This window comes from Cupriavidus cauae, from assembly GCF_008632125.1.
Taxonomy (GTDB): Bacteria; Pseudomonadota; Gammaproteobacteria; order Burkholderiales; family Burkholderiaceae; genus Cupriavidus; species Cupriavidus cauae.
The window spans coordinates 1-18415 of the sequence record NZ_VWRN01000048.1 but is presented as its reverse complement, the minus strand read 5'-3'; the positions used below and the strand labels follow the sequence as shown (position 1 = coordinate 18415).

Below are 18415 nucleotides of genomic sequence, written 5' to 3'. Positions count from 1 at the left end.
GCCGGTCAGCCGGCGTCGGCATTGGCGGTTTGCAGCAGCCAGTCGACGAAGGTCACCAGCGTCGGGTTGGCGCGCTTCTCTTCGAGGCAGACGAAGTAATAGGACTTCGGCGACAGATAGCTCGTATCGGACAGCCGTACCAGCCGGCCGGCCCGCAGGTCATCGCCGGCCACATAGTCGGGCAGCAGCGCCACGCCCATGCCGCTGATGGCGGCCTGCAGGCCCATGGTCAGCAGGCCGTAGCGGGGGCCGTCGCCGGGCCTGGCCACCTTGGCCCCGATCTGCGCGAGATAGGCCGGCCATGCGTCCAGCGCCGTATGCTGATGGAGCAGGGGCAGCTGCCGCAGGGCCTGGGAAAGCGACCCGCCACGCGGCAGCCTGTCCGGCGCGCAGACGGGGAACAGTTCGAGCGGCATGACTTCGACGCCGAAGTGCCCCGGCGGCGGCCCGCCGCAGTACATGATGGCCGCGTCCAGGTCGCTGTGGGGCAGGTCCACCGGGCCGACCTTGGTGGTGATGTTCAGCTGGATCTGCGGATGCTGCTTGGCAAATTGCAGCATGCGCGGCAGCAGCCAGATGTTGCCCAGCGAGACCGGCACCGACAGATCGAGGCGTCCGCCGGACCCGCGGCCCGTGAGGACTTCCAGCGTGGCTTCCTCGAGGAGATTCAGCACTGGCCGGACGCGCTTCAGGTATTCCGTGCCGGTCGCCGTCGCGACTACGCCACCCTTGCGCCGGTCCAGCAGCCGCACGCCGAGAAAGGTCTCCAGTTCCGTCAATTGCTTGCTGACGGCGCTCTGCGTCAGGCACAGTTCGTCGGCCGCTTCGGTCAGGCTTCCCTTGCGCACGGTGGCTTCGAGCGCGACCAGATTGGCAAGGGCGGGCAGGTTCCGGCTGGTGGTGCTTTTCATCGGGAGATCCTCGGGCGGGCGGCGGGACACGGTATGGTGGCCGCAGGCACTGCGTGCGCCATTGTCGTTCATGTATTCCGTGAGGGAAAGCAACGCGATGATCGATCGTATGAACAAGCCCGCTGCGGCAGCGCCAGTCGGCGCGGGCGAGGCGGCATCCGATATGTTCGAACTGCCGATCGCCGAACTGGCGCGCCGCATGGACGCCGGCACGCTGACGGCCGAGGAACTGGTCGCGGGGCATCTTGCTCGTATCGAGGCGTTCGACCGTTCCGGCCCGTCGATCAACGCGGTCAGCCAGTTGCATCCCGACGCGCTGCATGAGGCGATGCGGCTCGACCGCGAACGGCGGCGGCATGGGCCGAGGGGGCCGCTGCACGGCATGCCGATGGTGGTCAAGGACAATATCGACACCGTGGGATTGCCGACCACGGCCGGTTGCGCCGCACTGCGCGACGCGCTGCCCGCCGCCGACGCGCCCGTGGTGGCGCGCTTGCGCGCCGCGGGCGCGATCGTGCTCGGCAAGGCCAATATGTCGGAGCTCGCCGCGTCCAATGGGCGCTTCGGCTACAGCTCGGCAAGCGGCCTGACCCTGAATCCTTACCGGCTCTCCCGCAATGCCAGCGGGTCAAGCAGCGGCACGGGGGCGGCGGTGGCGGCCGGTTTCGCGGTGTTCGGACTCGGCACCGATTCGTTCGGCTCGGTGCGCGGCCCGGCCTGCGTGCATGCCCTCGTCGGTGTCAGGCCGACCCACGGCTTGCTCGACGCGGCCGGGGTGCTGCCGCTGGCCCAGTCCTTCGACACGGTCGGGCCGCTGGCGCGCACGGTGGACGACGCGGCGCTGGTGCTGGCGGCGCTGGCGCCGGCGGCGGGCATCGATGGCCCGAAGGAACGCCTTGCCGGCCGCCGTCTTGGCATCGTGATGGACTTCCACGGTGGCAATGACGAGATCGACGCGCTGTTTTCGCGGGCGTGCCTGGACCTGGCCGACGCCGGTGCACAGACGGTGCCGGTCGCGTTGCCGGCCGATGCGCGACGCCTGTACGAGCGGGTGCTGGGCGATATCGCCCGCAGCGAATGGGCGGTGCAGCTCGACCGCTATCTGGCGGCGATGCCGCCGTCTTGCCCGAGGGATTCCGCGGCACTATTGGCGCGCATCGAGGCGCGGTTTGGCGATGTGTTGGGCGATGAATTTCGCGATGAATTTCGCGATGAATTTCGCGATGGATTCGGCGATGGACTGCGTGTTGGTTCGGGCGCTGGAGCAGGGCGCTTGCCGAATCCGCTGACGATTGCCGCGCTGCGCCATGCGGTGGCAACCCGCGACGAGCCCGCACGCCCGGGCCTGTCCGCGGCGCGCGCGTTCGGCGCCGCGCTTGTCGGCCTGATGCAGGCCAACCGCTGCGCCGCGCTGGTGTTTCCCACGCTGGCGTGTCCGGCGTCGCCGCGCTTCGATCTGGACGACCCCAGCTACCGCTGCCGGGTTTCCAATCCGCTGGCGCCGATGCACATGGCCAGCGCCGCGGGTTTTCCGGAGATCAGTGTGCCGATGGGCTGGACCGAGGCCGGTGTGCCCGCGGGACTGTCCTTGCTGGGCCGCCCCGGCGACGAGCGCCTGCTGCTCGGCATCGCCCGCGATTACGAGGCGGCGACGCGGCATCGTCGAGCACCGGCGCTGGGTGGGGTCGGTCAGTTGCCAACGCCCGACGCCTGAGGCCGTGGGTAGCGCGGACGGCGCGGGTAGTGCGGGTAGTGCGGGCGATCAGGCCCGCGTCGCCCGACGCCTCGTGGCGGGGCGAGTCCGGCGGCGCCTCATGTCGCCGTGGCCGTCGCCAGGGTACCGGAACCGACCACGCGGTTGCGGCCGGAGCGTTTGGCCTGGTAAAGCGCCTCGTCACCGGCGCGCAGGAAGGCGCGCACATCCGGAAAATGGCGGCCACCGTTCCAGTCGGCGCCGTCCGTCACGGTACCGATGCTGACCGTCAGGTTGCCGAGCGGGCTGCCGGCATGGGCGAGGTGCAGCCGCTCCGCTGCCTTGCGGATGTTCTCGGCGATCAGCGCAGCGCCCGCTGCATCGGTGCCGGGCAGCAGTACCGCAAACTCCTCTCCGCCATAGCGGCCCGCATAGTCGCCGGGACGGCGGATTTGCTGCTGGATGCAGCTGCCGACAGCGGCCAGCGCATCGTCGCCGGCCATGTGACCGTACTGGTCGTTGAACTGCTTGAAATGGTCGACATCGAGCATCAGCAGCGACAGTGGCTGCCTTTCGCGGTGGGCACGCCGCCATTCCCGATCGGTAGCGTCGTCCAGCGCCCGCCGGCTGCCCATGCCGGTCAGCCCGTCCGTTCCCACCATGTGGCGCAGATGGTCCTCGATCGCTTGCCGCCGGCGCCATTGACGCGCCAGCATGGCTGCCAGCGCAATGATCAACAGGTCGACCGCGGCAATGATTCCGCCGAATGCCCACACCCGGCGGTACCAGGGCGCCAGTACATCGGTCATGGCGCGTCCGACCACCACGACCAACGGGAATCCGGGCGTGCGGTGATAGCTGTAGAGCCGGCGCACGCCGTCGATGGGCGTGGTGCCGACAAACGTGCCGTGGCTGCCGCGCAGAATCGGAGAAAACACGGCGCTCTTCGACATGTCTCGGCCTCGCCGGCTTCGCCCGAGCAAATGTCTTCTCATTTCCCGCGCCGCACGTGTTGTTCTTGATTGGGCCCGATTGTAGCGTCGGGACCGGCAATCGGTTCAACTCGTGTTATCGACGTCCCGCCCCCCGGCGCCGCAACGGGCGGATACGCGCTGTCCCGGGGGAAAGCCGACCTCCGGGTAAGCATCGAGTAAGGATGCGCGCCTACAGTCGGCCGAGCGGAGGACTGGGCAGCAGCACGAACACATTCTCGGGAATGCCTATGGGACCGGATGACGGAGGGGGAAGCCATTGCGTGATGAGCGGCGTCAGCACGATGGCCGCCGACGGGAGCCTCGTGCGCTGGAAGCCGCCACCGAAGTGGAAGAGGCGGTCCATTACGTCCTCGCTGTCGCCGGTCACGATCGACCACTGCGTGGCGGGCGAATCGGAAATCGTCGATCTGGAAACCACCGGCACGATGTTCGCGCTGTACCTGCGGGAGCCGACAACGCTGGAGCTGCGAACGAACGGCAATCCATGGGCGCACAAGCGTTTACGGACGCCGTTGATCTATGTGCAAGCCGGCTTGTCCTTTTCCAGCCGATGGTCGCAGGAACTGGAGTGGGTAACGGTCTACTTCAAGCCGTCATGGCTGGCGCGTTCGGGTCTGGAAACGGGCGGGCAGTTCGCCACCGGGCCGCTGCGCCTTGATGTCAGCGACGACCTGCTGATGCAGATCGTCAGGAGCATCCATGAGGATGCGCTGGCAGGGATGCCGCTGGGGCCCATGTACGCGGAAGCGCTGGGCGCAGCCGCCCTTCGTCGCATGGCGTACCTGGAATCGAGGCCGCGCGCGAAGGTATACGCTCACACGCCGATCATGCAGAGAGCGGTCGAATACATCCACGAGCAATTCAGGGAAGAACTCTCGATCGCGATGATTGCCAACGCCGTCGACTATCCCGGCGATCTCTATTCCTTCATTCGAAGCTTCAAGAAGGCCGTCGGCATGACGCCGCATCAGTACATCATCGAAAAGCGCCTGCAGGCCGCCCGCAACCTGATCGCACAGGGGCAATGCGACGTGACCAATGCCGCGCTCGCCTGCGGCTTCTCGACCGCCAGCCATTTTTCGGCCACCTTCCGCAAGCGCTGGGGCATCTCGCCGTCCCAACTCAAGCCGCCTTCCACTCCCTTCACGCGAGAGGAAGCGACAGAATCCAAAGGCCACTGATCGTCAAGGCGATGGTCAGCACCAGCAGCGGGAGCTGGGCGATCACGCCATCCCGGACCAGGTCGCGGTCCCGGGTGGTGATGACGTGCGTGACATAGACGCTCAGGACATGGCCGGCCAGAATCAACAGCACCTGCGCGTGCCAGATATACCCCATGTTGATGACAGGCGCTGCCGTGTCGCCCGACGGCACGGTTGGCAGCAGCCGCCACCCGAGTCCGAGCGGATCCGACACCAGTGCGAGCAATTGCCGCCCCTGGCCGATAAACAGCGTGAAGTAATGCGACACGTTATAAAACAGCGCAATGGGAAGCAGCGTGACGCAGAACTTCCGCGCGAGCGCCTTGCCATTCAGCGACGACTGTGACTGGCGCGCTTGCAGCGAACAAATCAACCGGAAGAAAAGGTAATACGCCGCCGCCGTTGCGGCGAATGCCGTCCATTGCCAGATCAGCAGCGCGTCACCAGAGTGCGCGTAGTTCGTTCCGAGGGCAGGAACATGGCGAACGACGTGCGGGTAGATGCTGCCCCAGAAGAAGCGATTCCAGGGCACGGTGTCTCGTAGTGCATCGTAGGCGGTCGAGGCCAGCATGAAGGACAGGAACGCGGCGATGCTGATAGGCGAGCGGTCGTCTCGCGCCATGTCGGCAATCGGATTTCTGAACTGGATGGCCACATCGCCGCCCTTTAGCGGAAGCCATTTGAGCGGAGACAGTTTTGCGCACAGCCTGCACAGCAGGCCAAGCGCATCGAAGTATTTGACCCAGACTTCGCGGCCAAAGCAGACCGACACGGCCACTGCATAAGCCGCATACGCGAGCAGAAACAGGCTGACTTCGCCTGGCTTGCCGATGCCGAACAATTCCAGCGCGATCAGCGCACCGTAGGCGGCCAGCGCCGGATAGAAGGCAAGACGTCGATCGTAGCGATACCGCCCGATCTCGATGGCGGGAAAGATCCGTGCCGCGATTCGCAGCATCCAGCAGAATGGATTGACAAAGGCATAGAGGTCTCCGAAGACGGCACTGACATAGATCGACCCCAGATAGAACCAGATCCAGAATCCCGACATGCTGATGTTCTGGAATGGGTTCTGCGTGCCCGCCATGCCGGCAACGGCCAACAGCGCCAGGAAAAGCGCAATGGCGATCTGGCCCGCGTGGAGCGCCCCGGCGGGAATTCTCAGCGCCTTGCGCGCAGCCGGCCGGGGCCCGATGGCGGGCATTCGGGCACTCGGCGCGAACATCAGGATCATGAAGGAGATGATCAGCGTTCCCGTAGCCGCGTAGGCGTACAGCCACAAGGGCACCGGCAGGAAGTACGGAATGTTCCAGGCATGCGCCTGGGCCGACGTCGGCATGCAGGCCAGGGCGAGTGCGGCGACGAGCGCCCGTCGTCTTTCTCCGCACGACAAATCAGCGATCTGGAGGCTCATGGAATGCGTCTTCAATAGTCTCTGGACGAGATCAATCCGGTGATTCTCCAGCCCCGCCCATGCTGCTTCTCGGACAGGACGCCGAGGGTATCGTAGGGGGAATCGAGCAGCTTGATCAGGGCCACGGCGCGTTGTGTGCCGTCTCGCGAGCCGGGCAGGGCGAACACCAGGAAAGGCTGGATCGGCGATGGCTTGTCGCCTTCCACGATCAGCGGAAGCACGGCGTCATTCAAGGACTTGAACACCTCGAACGACGCGCGCTGGCGAAGCCGTGGCGACGAACCGTGAGCCACTTGCCGCTGCGCCTCCAGTGCGAGGTAGCTTCCGTGATCCCGCAGCCGCCATCCGATCAGCTGATTGACCAGTGCGTCGTCGGGCTGACCGGTTCGTCCCGATGCGAGTGCCGGGAGCCAGCGTTTGTCCACCGGCAACGTTGTCAGCCAGTCGTTGAAGAATCCCGCATAGAAATCGACGAGCTCCTGGCTGACGCCGGACAGCGCTGTCGGCGGCGCGGGCGTCGGAATATCGCGGCGGCCGTTCCAGCGGACCGCCTTCCAACCCGGGCCGTCCGGCAGGCTCGTTCCATCGAGGAACGACGAGTCGGCCACGCCGTTCGACGCGAACCAGTCCGCCTTGGCACGCTTCGTCCGCGCACCGATAAAGTCGGCCAGCGCGGGCTTCAGCTGCTCCCAGGGCAAGGCGGTCCTGCGCACGCCATGGATGGTTGGGTACTTCTGCATCTGGGCGTAGGTGGCTTTTGCCATCTCCTCGACGTCCGCGGGCCAACGCCAGGTCAGTTCCGCGGCGTGGCCCTGCGGCGTGCCGCGGTCGAGCGGCGCGGCCATGGACAACTCGGCGTCGCACTCGATGCCGTAGCGGCTCCAGTCCGGAATGGAAGGCGTTCCCCGATGCGCCCACGAGTCCTGCAGCGCATGGAGCGCCCGCCCGAACGCGCCCAGCATGAAGGGTGCCTTGCCGCCGCCGGCGCGCTTCAGCGCGGCATCGACCAGCGTCTGCGACGCCGGCCCGCCTGCAAGGACTGGCCGGGCCTGCGCGTGCGACGGCGTTTTCCTTTCGCTCGGATAGTGATAGGCCTGGCTGTCCATGGCGGCTGGCGGAAAGCGCGACAGACACGCGAACTGCAGGGGCGACGTCATGTATTCGATCGACCCCGCATCGAGGCGCTGATTCGCCAGGGCCATGGCCTCGGCCTCCCGCGGGGCGAAGCCCGCCTGCGTGGCCAGCCAGTACGTGAGGCCGAAATGCACGTCCGCCTCGAACGCGCTGCAGGTCAGCGGAACGGCAAGCGCGGCAAGGACCAGCCACGTGGAAAGGCCGCGCTTACGCCGTGCGTGGGCTGGCATCATGGCCGTGTCGCCTGTGCCACCTGTGCCACCTGTGTCGCCTGTGTGGCCTGTGTGGCCTCTGTCCCCCTCGCGCCACGACGCGAGGGCTGCGTGGGTACCGTGCTTCAATTGCCGATCCCCGTCGCCTTGGTGCTTTCAGGGAACGGCCACACGCCGTTCTCGAACGCGAGAACCAGCATGCCGTTGTCCTGGCATGCCGTGGTCAGCAGGCGGCGATCGAAGTCGAAGTCCAGGCGCGAAGCGCACCAGTCGGGGCCGCCGGCACGATGCTGACCGAACATCATATGCGCTGACCCGGCCCCGGGCGATGCGACCGAAGGTGGGTTGTAGTATGCGATTTCCTTGGGCTTGGCCGGGTCCCGGATATCGAATACGCGGACGCCGGAGTTGAAGTAACTGCAGGCGAGCGCGGTCGCGTTCTCCCGGTTGTCCACGCTGCAGTAATGCGAGCCATACGTGAAGGTGGCAAGACCAAGGATATCGGGGATGACCTTGCTGCAGTTGTCGGCCACATGTGTCTCGAGCCGCAGCTCCGAAATGAGCCGGGGCTTGGCCTCATCCGCCATGTCGTAGATGTGCCCGAGGGGAAACGGCGTCATACCGGCATTGCAGGCAGCCTTGACGCCCGTTGCGCCGGGATCCTGAAGCCCGCCAGCTCCCCCTTCATCGACATGGAGCACATAGGGCTTGCCACCCACGGAAAACGAGACCGTATGTTGCGCAACGCTGCCGTTTCGAATCGGTACCGTCGAAATCCTGTGCATCCGCGCATTGGGGCGCCGGCTCTGCACTTCACTGGTATCGATCACGAAGAACCCGTTGTCTCCGGTTGCGTTCGGGTTGTTCAGTGGCGGCTCGCCCATTCCAGCCACGGCGCCGCCATTTCCGCCGCCCACGAAGTAGGCGCGGTTGCCATCCCGGCTGACGGACAAGCCGTGTGGAACCGTGCTGAATCCCAGATCGGCCATGTTGATCTGCGAGATCATCCTGGGCCGCGTCGGTATGGTCAGATCGATTGCGTAGTAAGCCTTCGAGACGCTTGCACCGATGTAGTAGGTCAGGCCATCCGGCGAGAAACCGCCCTCGTGGCCCAATGGCTTCGTGGTGGCAACGATGCCACCGTCCGTTCCCGTTCCCACGGGAACGCTGGCAAGCAGTTGTGGCGCGGTGCAATCCGCAGAAATGTCATACAGGTCGATCTCGGAGCCGCCGGCCCCATTGATGCCGTTATCCGCAGCGAGGATGCCGCGCGCGACGTTGACACGCAGCGACTCCCACGGGTCGATCATCGATGCGGACGTCAACGAAGTCACCCGCACGGGTTGCGAGGGGTTCGAAATATTGATCACCGGCACCCCAGGGTTCACGCGTGGCGGTGCGGCGGGGTTGTTGAACGCCGGGCTTCCCATCGTCGAGTGATAGAAGCAGGTCTGCCCGCGCTTGTCGGTGTAGGTGGCGGAAGACCACGATGCGCCTTCGCCCTGCAGCTGGCTGACCAGTTTCAGATTGCAGTTGAAACCGCCAAAACCGGACTGGCGAAGCGCCGCGGGCACCTGGCCTTGCAGCGCGGTTTCGGGCTTGTCGCCCGGCCCGCAGCCTTGAGGCTTGGGCACGACGTAGTCCGCCACGGATACGCCGGGCGTCACGACCGGAGTCTCATCAGAGTCGCCGCCGCAGCCAGCGAGCGCCAGCGTACCGAGCGATATCGCAATCGTTGCCCGAATCGGGAATGGCATGGTTGTCTCCTCTTGTTTTCAACGTGAAGGTTTTGTCTTGCTATCGAACGACCGCCAGGCCGCCGCCCGCGAACGGCGCAGACAGCAGCCAGAGTCCGAACGTGGTGTAGATCAGCATCACAACCAGCGTCGGAAACTGGCTGAGCGCGGCCCGCTTTCCGGTGCCGAACAACTGCAACGCGATGCGATGTGCGGCAACGATGCCGACCACGTGGCCAAGCAGGATCGCGGCCACCTGGATATGCCAGACGACCTCCGCCGGCAAGGTCCACGCAGACGAATGATGGTGTGCGGTGCCGAACAGATTCCAGCCTCTTCCCATCGGGTCCGACAGGAGCCTGACGATGCCGGGCCCGTGCGACACGACCAGCGTGAAGTAGTGGGCCACGTTGTATCCCACGGCCACCGGAATGATTGCCGGCGCGAAGGCGTGGGAAAGCACGACGGCAGAGATGTCCGTGCGCAGCACCGCCTTGCCGCACAGGCAAGCCAGCCAAAGCACCAGGGCAAAAGGCAGCGGGGACAGCAACAACGCGATGTACTGCAAGGCGTGGTAGCCCGCCTGCAACAGCGGAAACGATTGCGTGATGTCAGAACCCACCAACGGCGTCAGCAGCCCATACAGGTGAACCCAGTAGAGGTCGGCAAAGACGCGCGTGTCGCGGAAGCCGTCGAACGCCGTCGACGACAGCAGAAACAGAATGCACAGCACAAGGCCGGCCGGGGGCGCGCGCAACACACCGCCGTCGGCACGCGGCACCACGATCGGCTCGACGATTTCAAGACGGCGTTTGCCGGGGCGCAAAAGGGAAAGCGAGCCGACCATGTTGAAGAGGACTTCGAATGCCTCGAAGCTCCTGAACCAGGCACGTGCACCCACAACGTATGCGCCCAACAAGCTGATTGCCGTGTAGGCAAGCAGGGCGATGCCCAGTTCCCGCGGACTGCCCGTCCCGAACAGTTCGATGCAGATCCATCCGTACATGCCGGCAAACGCGACGTAGTACCCGCGTGCGTCACCGTGGCGTGCCGCATTGTCTCGGTGCTCGTCGATGTCGATGCCCATGCCGATGGCGTGCGCCATCGTTCTCCACGGATTGACGGCGTGGTAAAGATTGCCGAAGCATGCGCAGAGGTATTGGAAACCAAGGACGAACAGTATCCAGAACGCCGTCATGCAGATATTGGCGCTGGCGACCGGTGAACCGAGCAGGCCGCTCACCACGCAAATCAGCAAGGCTGCGACCCAGGCGGCGCGAAGCCAGGGAAGAGGGGAGCGGCGGCCAACGAGGCGATCGGCAGGCTGCAGAGCGCCATGCCGGCCGCAGAGCCGCAAGAACAGCCAGCGCCCGTCCTGTCCCACGACAATGGCCACGGCGAACGACGCGACCAGCGCGGCGACACAGCCATACAGGTACAACCACAGCGGCAAGGGCAGGGTATAGGTCGCGCCGAACGCGTGCGCATGGGCCGTCAACGGGACAACGCATGACAGCGCGCAGACGCCCTTCAGGCATTCGCGCCACTGGCGTTGCTTCCGTTTCGAACCTGGCATGGGGCGCATTGCGGCCGGCGGATCAGGGTGCGGACGTCAGCCCGTTGGGACCGGCGGACGCGGTGAGATGCGTCACATAGAAGCCACCGTTTACGCCAGCGAACCATATGTTTCCCGTGTCCGCGTCGTAGCGAACATCGCTCATCAGGTACTCGTTCTTGGACGCGCACATCAGGCCGCAGAAGACATGGTTCGGGTGCGCCGGCGGGTTGTAGTAGGCGAACTCCTTGATGCGCAATGGATCGCGAACGTCCAGCAGACGCAAGCCCGAGCCGTACCATGTGACAAACAGCGTCGTGGTATTCGATACGCTGTCGACACCGGTGTAGTGGCCCCAGTACATGACGTTGTCCTTGGCCACCGCCGCCGCGTTCTTCGGATCGCTGGCCTCGGTCGTGTAGGTCGCGGCCACCGTCAGGCGCGCGGGATCGCTGACGGGAATCACGTGGAATTGAACGCCCGGGCACTCGGCGCCCGCGAAGATGTACGGTTTGGCGTTGATGTTCGCAAACTGGACCGTATGCCCTTGCGAGTCTCCACAGTCCGTCCAGTCGACTTTGCCGAGCAGCTTGAAAGAAGCATTGGCGGCGCGATTCTGGATCGCGCTGACGTCGAACGCGCGAACCCCGGTATGCTTGACGGGTCCATTGGAGAAGCTGGCAACCGTTCCCCAGTAGAGGGTGTTGCCGTCCGGGCTGATCTCGCCGTCGTGCCAGGCCTCGGCCCCCGTGTTCTCGGGATCGTCGTTCCAGTTCCAGGTCCCGATGATCTTCGGGGAGGAGGGCACCGAAATATCGACGGCAGCAAGCGTGGCTTGCGATGCGGGGGCCGCGCCAGCCTTGATCGTCGAAATGTAGGCGGTCTTGCCGTCGGGAGAAATCTTCAGGCCGTGCATGCCGCCCGGAAACAGTTCCCGCGTGCTCAGCGTGGCAACGCGAACCGGATTGCGACAGTCTTGCGAGACGTCATAGATGTCCAGCGCATCCGCGGCGATGGCGTTGTTGCTGGGATTGTCCGTGCCAAAAATGTCGACGTACAAGGGTTGCGTGCGCGATGTTGCGAACGCCACCAGCACCCCGGTGGCGGAACCGACCTCCAGCCCTTCCCAACTATTGCGCCCGGTGGGGCTGGAGAGAATCTTGACCAGCGAAGGCTTCTTCGCGTCGCTGACGTCCACCACCGCCAGTCCCTCGAGCGGATGGTCGCCCGCGGAACCGTTGCCGACATAGGCGCAGTGCTTGTACCAGGCCAATTGCATATTGCCGCCGCGATCCATCAAGGTCGAGCGCCCGACCAGCGTCACGCCTTTGCGATAGCCGGCCATGGAGCGGCCGCTGTTCTGATCGGCAATGGGGACCTGGCCTTGCAGCCCGGTTTCGGGCAGATCGTCGGCCGCAAGCGGCGCAGCATGATTGTTCCCATCGCCGCCGCAAGCGGCGAGGCAGGCAGCAGCCATCAGGGCGGCCATCAGCGCCGGAACATGTCGCATGAACTGTCTCCCAGGAGTCGTGGCTCCATTGTTTTAGTTGTCACAACGAAAAGAACCTTGTTGCTGCTCCGATGCCAGGACGTTGGTCCTCGTCATCGCGGATAGATTTCGATGGTTGCGACCTCGATCTGGTCGCCGTCGTTGCTGTGGAAATGAAGCGAGAAACGACCCGTGATGTCGACGGGGAAGATGTCCAGGGACTGCGTATTCCCGGAGCCGCAGGCGGCAAAGGCGCCAGGGATTTCGTGGACCATCAGGACGCCGGACAGCTGCGTCTGCACCTGGATATGCGCGGGCACGCCTTCGCGAAGCGTGATCACGGGACGCTGCCAGGGTGCCTTGTCCCGATCGACGTGAACGGTGAATTGCTGCGGATCGCCGGGCGTCGAGGCCGCCCATGCGAGATGCCGTGCGACACCGTACGTGAGCATCAGCGCCGCCGCGATGGCAGTCAGCGCGACGTAGGGACGTCGCCGCCGCGGCTTGACTTGCTCCGTGCAGGTGCTCTGTTCCATCAGCTCTCGCGCCAGTTCATCCAGCTCTCATCTCGGCCCGCTACGGAGGCGGGGCGTGGGATAGATGGATGCTAGTGTCCGGCGCGAGGCGGCGATATCTGCTTTTTGCTGACTGTCAAAATATTGCGTACTGACTAACCCTAGGGCCTGCGTTGCGGTTGCGGAAGGCGACGTGCCAACGCGGTGTGCCTGTCGTTCCAGGCGATGAGCCGAAACACCGGTTGGTGCCTCACGCTGTCGCGCTCGAGCATGCGCCGGTACCAGGCTGCAAGAGCCTCGCATTCCGCGGGCACCGGCAGCTTTACCAGCGACGCAAAGATCAATCCGCCGATGACCGTGATATCGGCCATCGAAAACGATTCGCCGGCGACATGCGGTTGTTGACGCAGAACGGCATCGAAGTACCGCATGCCTCGCAGTGCCTTGTCGCGTTGCCGGGCGCCCCACTCAGGGTTCTGATAGATCTCGACCTTGGGACCCAATCCCGGCGTGCCGTGGTGGAAATAGACACTGATGGGATCGAGCAGCTCCAGTTCGGCGCGCTTGCTCATCATGTGGATCACGCCTTTTTCCCGCGCGGTGCGACCGGTGAGGATCGGCGCGCCGTCCAGCGCGTCGAGATACTCGGTAATGGCCGTGCATTCCGCGATGCAGGTTCCATCCTCCAGTTCGAGCACCGGCAGCGTGCCGGAATAGTTCTTGTTGGCGAGAAATTCGGGGTCCTTGTGCTCGCCCTTGTAGAGATCGACCGTGACGAATCGCACGCGCGATTGCAGGTTCTTTTCCGCCAGCGCGATGCGGACGCGGGTCGGATAGGGCCCCGTCGGAAAGTCATGGATCGTCATGGTGGGCGGCTGGATTGTCTGGACACTGCCATTGGCGTTCATTCGTGTAGTTCCTCGGTCGGTGGAAGTGGAACGGAGTCAGGGCGATCGTCATGTACGTTCATCTAATTCGCTCGCCTACCTAACGTTCGTTAGGGTAAACGTACAAGGTACAATACGGGGTGTCAACATCCATTCCGGTCCCAGAGGTGGAAGCCATGACCAGTGACGCGAGACAGAACTCCAGAGAGAAAATCCTTGCGGCCGCCACGACCATTGCGCAGGCCCATGGCTATGGCGGGCTGAATTTTCGCGATCTGGCCGAGGCGGTCGGCATCCGGGCCGCCAGCATCTACCACCATTTCGACAGCAAGGCCGATCTCGGCGCGGCGGTAGCCCGGCGCTATTGGGAAACCGCGGCGGCGCACCTGGACGCCTCGCTGGCCAAATCGAAGAGCCCCCTGGACAGCCTGCATCGTTATCCCGACATGTTCCGCAAGGCGCTCCAGAGCAGCAATCGCATCTGCCTGTGCAGCTTCATGGCCGCGGAAACCGACGATCTGCCCGAGGTGGTCAGGAAGGAGGTCCGGACCTTTGTCGACGTCAATATTGCCTGGCTGACCAAGGTGCTGGCCGCGGCAGGCGTGGCCTCGGGCAAGGAAGGGCGAGCGCGGGCTCGCGCGATCTTTGCCGCGATCGCCGGCGCCCAGCTCATTGCCAGGAGCCAGTCCGACATCTCGGTCTACGACTCGCTGATCGAAAGCTATCGGAAGGCCGGCCTTTTGCCGGCCTAGCAAGCCGCCAAGCCGGACGAACTCCGATCCGCCGCAGACACTGGCCAGGCTGCATTACGTGGAAGGCGGAACGGAGGCAAAAGGGCGATCCGATCCTTCTCATTCCGGGATGGCGACAGAGTTGGTACGCCTGACAATTTCCGGCGCTGGTCACTTCGTGCTCGAGAGAGTCTGTCGGAGGTAGCGCAGGCCGTACTGAAATTCGTGCGAGCGGAGCCACCGGCCGGCCGATAGCGCGTCGGCCACGTCGCGGACCTCCTGTCGTTGGCGTTGAGGCGACGCGACAGGCGCGCCAGGCACCGACCGGCCAGGCGGTCACTGCCGGATCCGCCGGTACCTTGCCATCAGCGGTGTAGCGGTCGAACCATGCAGCACGATGGACACCACGACCGTGCACAGGGTGATCTGAAGCAGCAGGTCGGCATGGGCCATATCGGGTGCATGTGCCAGCGAATAGGCCAGGTAGTACAGGGAGCCGATGCCGCGAATGCCGAACCATGCGGTGAGCCGGCGTTGCGCCGGCCGCAAGCGCATGCCGATGGTGGACAAATAGACGGAGAGCGGGCGGATCAGCAGGATGAGCAGCAGGGCAGTGCCCAGGGCTGGAACGCTGAACGTTGCCCTCGTCAGCATGGTGCCGATCAGCAGGGTGACGCACAGTTCGGCCAGCCGCTCCACATCGAAGGAGAACTCGGAAACGGTCTGCGTCAGATACGCGGCAGCCTTGTTCTCGTGCGTGGCGATCTGTTCGAGTCCCTTTGCCGGAAGGGCGCCGAGGACTTCTTCCGGCGACCTGTTCGGGTTCTCCTCGCGTTCGACCTGGCCCGGCTAGCGATTTGCCGCGGAGACAAAGCCCGCCAGATCGCGGGTGAATCGCTGCGGCTCTTCGAGAAAGGGCGCATGGCCTGAATTATCGTACAGGCTCACTCGAACGCGCGGGTTGAGCGCCCGGGCACGTGCAATGGCCGGTTGGGGCATGACCAAGGCGTCCCCGGCCCCATACAACAGCAGGATCGGCACCTGCGCCTTGGGCAGTCCTTCCGCGACGGCCACCGTCATCGACGGCGTCGCGCGTGTCATCGTCCACGAAGCCATTGCCGCATTGGCCAGCAATCGCTCCATCGTTGGCGCATCCTGCTGCGTGGGAAAGCACAGCCGCAGGCCGGCGCGATGATCACGAAAGGCGGGCAGCATGACGCCTGAGCCGTTGTTTTGCGTAATTTTGTTACTCATGCACTGACGGCGTGACACAGCTTGTCGGTTGCGGAGTAACAAATTTAGTTGAAAGAATTTTGCAGAAAATTGTTACTCCGTCGAACGGTTCAACTAACTATGTTCTTTTGGTGTACGCCGGGGTTGTCCAGTGGACGGCGCGGCGCTTGGTCGTGGGTGTCCTGAAGAAGTTCGCCAGCCTCGGGCGCGACCGTCGGGCCCTGACCCCACGCGTCGCTTGCATTCTCGCGTAAGCCTTCTATCGTTCAAACGTTTTCCTAGGCAATGTCGCCCGTCCTGCCAAGTCGAGGACCGGTTCGTGGATCCAGGCAACGATGAACATTACGGCAGCGGGCGAGTCCTCCGTGGCCAACGCGTCGACACGTCGGATTGGCCAACGCCGGACGAGGGCGCGCTCGACGATCTGCGGCGCGCCTTGTACTTTTCCAGAAAACACGCGGTCCAGCTCTATCTTTCCGGCGCCGACGCCCACACCATCAAGCGTCTGACCTCGTTCAGCGACAAGCAAGTTTATCGTTTGATTTCCGAGCGTTGTCTTCAGGCGCATCCAGATGGCCGGCCGTATGGGTGGCGTGGGTTGGTGCCGTGGCTAAGAGTACGGCCATACCGCCGCCGCACGAAAATCCGTGTCGACCGGTTCGGCGGCGGGGCAGCCGGAGCGCTGCAAGCCACACTAGATGCGCACCCGGAACTGCGCCTGTCGTTTGAATCTCGCATCCGCTCCAGCCCATCGTCCAAACGGTTATCCGAGGCCAGGCGATCGCCCCGACGGCATTGGCTGTGGTTTCTTGACCAACTGCGCGAGCGCGGCTATGAGGCGCGCGGCGACTGGCCGTTCAATACATCGACGCGCGCTTACTTTACGATCTGTCGCTTCGTTGAACAGGTGCTGTCCTCGGACCCGAAATCGCTCGCGGCCAGCATCGGGGGAGCCGATCTGGTGCGCAAGCTCAAGGCCGGCGATGGGTCCGGCCGGCCGGCCCTGCGGTTCATGCAGCGGGTCGAAATGGACGCGCACAAACTGGACGGTCGTTTCTGCGTGTCGCTGCCGCTCGCCGGCGGGGGCTTCACGGAGAAGATCGTGCACCGGCTCTGGGTGATTGTGATCCTCGAGGTGGTCTCGCGCGCGGTGGTTGGCTACTACTTCAGCACCGGGCGAGAAGTCTCCAAAGACGATGTCCTGCGGGCGATCAAGACCGGACTGAGCCGGCCGAAGCTGCGTCCCGTGACCTTTTCCGACACCCCATACTTGCCTGGCGCAGGGCTGCTTGGCTCGCTCGGCGAGGAGTTTGTGGGGCTGTGTTGGGATGAAACCAGCGTCGACGGCGCACTGGCGGAAACCTGTCAGCACGTTCGCGCTGCGCTCCAACAGGCCGTGGGTTCGACCCTGCTGGAGCCGCGCAATTCGTTCGCCGCGCGACGGAGCAAAGACGATCGCCCGTTCATTGAGTCGTTTTTCCGCAACCTCGCCGGACGTGGCTTTCAGCGCTTGACCAACACGACCGGGGCGAAGCCGCAAGATCGGCAGGGCCGTGAGCCAGACGGCGTGGCGCTGGCCAGCCGCTTCCAATACGAATATGCCGAAGAGCTGTTGGGCGTGCTGATCGCCAACTATAACGCTACCCCTCACCGCGGCATTGGCAACCGGACGCCCTTGCAGTATGCGGCCTTCCTGCATCGGCATGGCGGCGAGACGTGGCGCCGGGTGGATGCCGCCGCCATGCAAGGCTTGTTTAGCGTGAGAAGGCGTTGTGTGGTCAGGGGCGGCGCGGCGGTGGGGCGGGCACCGTACGTGAACTTCCATTATGGCCGCTACAGCAACGAGGTACTGCACAACCGGCAGGATCTGGTGGGCACCGAGATCTGGGTGATCTGCCATGAAGAGGACGATTGCCGCGTAGCCCTCGCCTCGACGCTCGATGGAGTGCCCCTGGGGGTGCTGCGCGCGGCGCCGCCATGGCACCTATCGCCGCATAGCCTGGCGGTACGCGCGGCCATCTGCCGCGCTTGTGCCAGAGGCCAGTTTGCGATTTCCCCCGGCGGCGATGCGATCGAAGCCTTCATCCAGTACGTCGAGATGCAGCCGCACAAGAAGCTCCCGGTTCATCCGGCGTACCTGGAAGCCAGGCGCATCCTGGCGGCGGCCTCCCAGCTTTCCATTGGTGCCGTGATGCTTGATGCCGCGCTGGAGCGCGGTCGCGGCGGGTCATCCCGAGGTGGGCAGGCGCCCGAGGTCGCGCCGGTCGTGACACGGGCTCACACAACCGGTGACCTGGGCACGGATCGGAAGGGTGAGCTTCCCCCGCGGCGCATGGCGCGAACGGAGTAGAACGTGTCGTTCTCGCTGCCTGAGCGCATCGATCCGCGTCACTGCATTGTGACCAAGCAGTATGCGGTCTACACGCCGCCGATGCATGCCATGATCGAGCAGATAGGCGAGTGGATCGATCAGCAGCGCCCGGGCGGCTATATCTATGGTGCGTCGCGGCTCGGCAAGTCGCGTTGCGTGCAGTGGTATGTCGGCAAGGTGCTGGAGGAGCGATTTAGCGCCGTCGTGCCTCTGGTGGTATGGAGCCGACGCCCCGACAGTCATTCCAACGAAGCGGCGTTCTGGCATCAGATTCTGATGGCGTCGCACTTCGAGTTCGTCAACCCGGCCAAGGTGCCCAAGCGGGTCGAGGCGGCCT

At 64.6% G+C, this 18415-nt stretch carries 15 protein-coding genes and 1 pseudogene; 5 read left to right on the top strand and 11 right to left on the bottom strand.

What is annotated here, in order from left to right:
- Positions 1–5 precede the first annotated feature (5 nt).
- Positions 6–911: a LysR substrate-binding domain-containing protein gene (locus tag F1599_RS18330; RefSeq protein ID WP_150084064.1), complete on the bottom strand. Its 906-nt coding sequence runs from the start codon at positions 909–911 to the stop codon at positions 6–8.
- 97 nt (positions 912–1008) lie between these two features.
- Between F1599_RS18330 and F1599_RS18325 the strand changes: the two genes are divergently transcribed.
- On the top strand, positions 1009–2625 hold the full coding sequence (locus tag F1599_RS18325) for an amidase (RefSeq protein WP_223819746.1): 1617 nt from the start codon (positions 1009–1011) through the stop codon (positions 2623–2625).
- Positions 2626–2723: 98 nt separating this feature from the next.
- Here F1599_RS18325 and F1599_RS18320 read toward each other — a convergent pair whose 3' ends face one another.
- Positions 2724–3599, bottom strand: coding sequence for a sensor domain-containing diguanylate cyclase (locus F1599_RS18320; RefSeq protein WP_150084062.1), 876 nt, complete (start codon positions 3597–3599; stop codon positions 2724–2726).
- A gap of 263 nt (positions 3600–3862) precedes the next feature.
- On the opposite strand from F1599_RS18320, the gene F1599_RS18315 reads away from it, so the two are divergent.
- Positions 3863–4780 (top strand): helix-turn-helix domain-containing protein, encoded by a 918-nt coding sequence (locus F1599_RS18315; RefSeq protein ID WP_190286404.1) that lies wholly within the window; start codon positions 3863–3865, stop codon positions 4778–4780.
- Here F1599_RS18315 and F1599_RS18310 read toward each other — a convergent pair.
- The 7 genes from F1599_RS18310 to F1599_RS18280 form a co-directional block, all read right to left on the bottom strand.
- A complete protein-coding gene (locus F1599_RS18310) occupies positions 4743–6215 on the bottom strand; it encodes a hypothetical protein (protein ID WP_150084061.1) in 1473 nt (490 codons plus the stop codon). The two genes, F1599_RS18315 and F1599_RS18310, sit on opposite strands and share 38 nt — an antisense overlap.
- 11 nt (positions 6216–6226) lie before the next feature.
- On the bottom strand, positions 6227–7582 hold the full coding sequence (locus tag F1599_RS18305) for a DUF6765 family protein (RefSeq protein ID WP_223819744.1): 1356 nt from the start codon (positions 7580–7582) through the stop codon (positions 6227–6229).
- A 104-nt stretch (positions 7583–7686) separates the two neighbouring features.
- Entirely contained in the window at positions 7687–9318 is a 1632-nt protein-coding gene (locus tag F1599_RS18300) for an LVIVD repeat-containing protein (protein ID WP_150084060.1), read from the bottom strand.
- A gap of 40 nt (positions 9319–9358) precedes the next feature.
- On the bottom strand, positions 9359–10873 hold the full coding sequence (locus F1599_RS18295) for a hypothetical protein (protein WP_150084059.1): 1515 nt from the start codon (positions 10871–10873) through the stop codon (positions 9359–9361).
- Positions 10874–10895: 22 nt separating this feature from the next.
- Positions 10896–12362, bottom strand: coding sequence for an LVIVD repeat-containing protein (locus tag F1599_RS18290; protein ID WP_150084058.1), 1467 nt, complete (start codon positions 12360–12362; stop codon positions 10896–10898).
- Positions 12363–12454: 92 nt separating this feature from the next.
- Entirely contained in the window at positions 12455–12877 is a 423-nt protein-coding gene (locus F1599_RS18285; protein WP_223819743.1) for a hypothetical protein, read from the bottom strand.
- A 140-nt stretch (positions 12878–13017) separates the two neighbouring features.
- A complete protein-coding gene (locus F1599_RS18280) occupies positions 13018–13722 on the bottom strand; it encodes a glutathione S-transferase (protein WP_150084085.1) in 705 nt (234 codons plus the stop codon).
- 197 nt (positions 13723–13919) lie between these two features.
- Here F1599_RS18280 and F1599_RS18275 point away from each other — a divergent pair, with 197 nt between their 5' ends.
- Entirely contained in the window at positions 13920–14495 is a 576-nt protein-coding gene (locus F1599_RS18275) for a TetR/AcrR family transcriptional regulator (protein WP_150084084.1), read from the top strand.
- Between the two features lie 315 nt (positions 14496–14810).
- Here the strand turns inward: F1599_RS18275 and F1599_RS18270 are convergent, their stop codons facing one another.
- Positions 14811–15173, bottom strand: a complete 363-nt coding sequence (locus tag F1599_RS18270) for a cation:proton antiporter (protein WP_150084056.1) — start codon at positions 15171–15173, stop codon at positions 14811–14813.
- A gap of 150 nt (positions 15174–15323) precedes the next feature.
- Complete coding sequence (locus F1599_RS18265; protein WP_190286403.1) at positions 15324–15728, bottom strand: alpha/beta fold hydrolase; 405 nt, start codon at positions 15726–15728, stop codon at positions 15324–15326.
- Positions 15729–16026: 298 nt separating this feature from the next.
- Between F1599_RS18265 and F1599_RS18260 the strand changes: the two genes are divergently transcribed.
- A complete protein-coding gene (locus F1599_RS18260; protein ID WP_190286402.1) occupies positions 16027–18057 on the top strand; it encodes a hypothetical protein in 2031 nt (676 codons plus the stop codon).
- 3 nt (positions 18058–18060) lie between these two features.
- Positions 18061–18415 (top strand): annotated as a pseudogene (locus tag F1599_RS18255) (ATP-binding protein); the annotation flags it as partial.